The sequence below is a fragment of the Streptomyces oryzae genome (genome assembly GCF_017676365.1).
GTDB lineage: Bacteria > Actinomycetota > Actinomycetes > Streptomycetales > Streptomycetaceae > Streptomyces > Streptomyces oryzae.
Genome location: NZ_JADKMA010000366.1, coordinates 1 through 2669 on the forward strand (window position 1 = coordinate 1; position 2669 = coordinate 2669).

Consider the following 2669-nt stretch of genomic DNA (forward strand, 5'->3'; position numbering starts at 1 on the left):
GCGCCACGGGGAGGCGGGGCAGCAGACCGCGGGCCGCGCTGCGGGCCTCGGGATCGCGGACCGCGTCCGCGCACAGGGCCGCCGTACGGCGCAGTGCCACCGGCAGCGGACGGCGCAGCCAGGCGGTCAGCAGCTCGTTGCGGCGGATCAGCGCGCGGCGGCCGGGCCGGGGCGCTTCGGACGGCACGCCGTCCGTGCCGTCGGCCGGGGAGTGCCGGGCGACGACGTCGGGGCAGTGCAGGACGTCCCACCCGGCTGCCGTCAGGTCGTACGCGAGGAGGGTCTCCTCGGCGCCGAAGAACAGCAGGGGGTGGTAGCCGCCCACGTCCAGATACGCCTGTCTGCGGGCCACGGCGGCGCAGCCGAGGAAGCCGAGGACCCTGCGGCTGCGCGGCGCGGCACCGTCGCCCAGGGGCGAGCGGGCCAGCACCGCGTTGAGCGGGTCGGGGCTGCCCTCGGGGCCCACGGCGATACCCGCGGCCAGCAGCCCCGTACCGGGGTGCGCCGCCAGCAGGTCCACCGCCTTGCCCAGGGCGCCAGGCTCCCACCAGGAGTCGTCGTCGCTGAAGGCGATGTAGGGGGTGCGCAGCGCCCGGACTCCCTCGTTACGGGCCGGCGCGCCGCGGTTGACGGGCAGCCGCAGCAGCTGCACCCCGGGGAAGCAGCGCGCAACCATGTCCGGCGTGCCGTCCGTGGAGGCGTTGTCCACCACCAGGACACGGGGCCGCTCCGGGAGGGCGAGCAGCCTGTCGAGCGTACGGGCGAGGGTGTCGCGCCGGTCGCGCGTGGCGATGACGACGCCCAGCCGGTCGTGCAGATCCCGCCCTCCGGCGCCGGGCACGCTCCGCTGCGCGCTGCTGCTGGGGGGAGCTGGGTCCATGGCGCCTCGTCTTCTCAGCCCTGTGAAGCGGAAGAAGTACCCACTCCATGGTGAAAGGCGCTGTGAGGGCTCGCAACACAGGCTTTGCCCGACGGCGCTTGCCTACCCGGCATGGGGAGACGCGCCCCGAAGGGGTCGCGAGCAACGGCACGGCGCCCCGAAGGGGCGCGGGGAACTGCTCCCCCGAGCTCTTCGAGCAGGGGGTACCCCCACAACCACAACCGACCCGCAGCCCGCACACAACAGGCAGGGGCACCCCGAGCCCGGTGCCCTCACACCGTCGCGGGCTCCATCTCTCGCGCGGCCACCGCAGGAGCGGGCGCCGAACGCGGGGCAGGCACCACCGGGGCCTCCCGCAACGCAGGCGCAGCCGCCGCAGCCGGAGCCTCCACAGCCGGAGCCGCAGGCTCCGGCGCCCCGCGCCGCTGCGGCAGCAGCACCGCAGCCCCCGTCACGGCCACAATCGCCAGGCCACCCGCGATCAGCCCGCCCCGCGCGCCGGCGAACTCCATCAGCGCACCGAGCAGGGGCGGGCCCACCAGGCCCCAGCCCGTGCTGGCACTGCGCCATACGCCGAGCACCCGGCCCCGCAAATGGCTGGGCGGCTCGGTCTGCAGCACGGTGGTGCCCGCGGTGTCGGAGACCGACTCGACCACCGCCATGGGCGCCACCAGCAGGATGAGGAAGACCAGCGAAGGGGAGAGCCCCGCGACGGCCTGGAGCAGCGCGCCCGCCGCGGCCAGCAGTGCCACGTGCCGCACCGACGGCTTGCGCAGACAGCCGGCGACCACGGCGCCGACCATGCCGCCGACCGCGAGCACGGTGGAGACGGTGCTGAACGAGCCGGCGCCGGCCGCCAGCGGGCCCGTCACCAGGACGGCAAGCGTCAGCTGGTAGTTACGGCCGAAGATCGCGGAGATCCCGGTGATGGTGGCCAGGGCGACCAGCCGGGGGTTGCGGAAGAAGTAGACCAGGCCCTCGCGGCTGTCACCGCGTACCAAGGACCGCTTGCCCTCCGGACGCCTGCCCTGGGCGACGGCCGGAGCGGGGCGCTCGTGCGCCGTCTGCGGTTCGCGCTCCTCCTTGGGCACCAGCTTCAGGAAGGGGATCACGGCGGCGACGGCGAAGAACGACAGCCCGTTGACCACGTAGGCGGAGGACATGCCGAACCAGGCGACGGTGGCACCGGCGGCGGCCGTGCCCAGCAGCCGTCCTGCGCTGTGCACCACCGAGCCCAGCGCGATGGCCGACGGCACGTCCTTGCGCTTGACCAGGTCGTTGCCGAGCAGCGAGCAGGCGGGGTTGTCCACCGTGGCGATGGATCCGGTGACGGCGGCGAGCACCATCAGCAGCGGAACGGTGAGCATGCCGAAGGCGACGAACGCGGCGGTGCTGAGGGCGACCAGACCGAGCAGCGCCTGGCTGACGGACGCGGTCATCCTGCGCGGCCAGGAGTCGACGAGGCTGCCGCCGACCAGGCTGAGCAGCAGGCCGGGGGCGGCCTGTACGGCCAGCGAGAGACCGGTCGTGGCGGCGGAGCCGGTGAGCTGGAGCACCAGCAGGTTCTGCACCGTCAGCTGCATCCAGGTGCCGACGTTGGAGACGAGGTTGGCCGCTGACCACCAGCGCATGCTGGGGTAGCGCAGGGAACGCCACGGGCTGCGGTCGGAGCGGCCGGATTTCCCGGAGCCCGCGGTGGGGCGTCGAAAGCGCTCCGCCCAGCGGGCGGCAATCGAGTGAAGAAAAGGCATGGGGAATTCGCGCAGGAAGGCAGGGGACGGGAGGGCGG

At 74.1% G+C, this 2669-nt stretch carries 2 protein-coding genes; both read right to left on the reverse strand.

What is annotated here, in order from left to right; translation table 11 throughout:
• Positions 1–880, reverse strand: an 880-nt coding sequence (locus ITI46_RS34080) for a glycosyltransferase family 2 protein (protein WP_209243867.1), incomplete at its 3' end; no start/stop codon positions are given.
• Positions 881–1152: 272 nt separating this feature from the next.
• Complete coding sequence (locus tag ITI46_RS34085) at positions 1153–2511, reverse strand: MFS transporter (protein WP_209243869.1); 1359 nt, start codon at positions 2509–2511, stop codon at positions 1153–1155.
• Positions 2512–2669 lie beyond the last annotated feature (158 nt).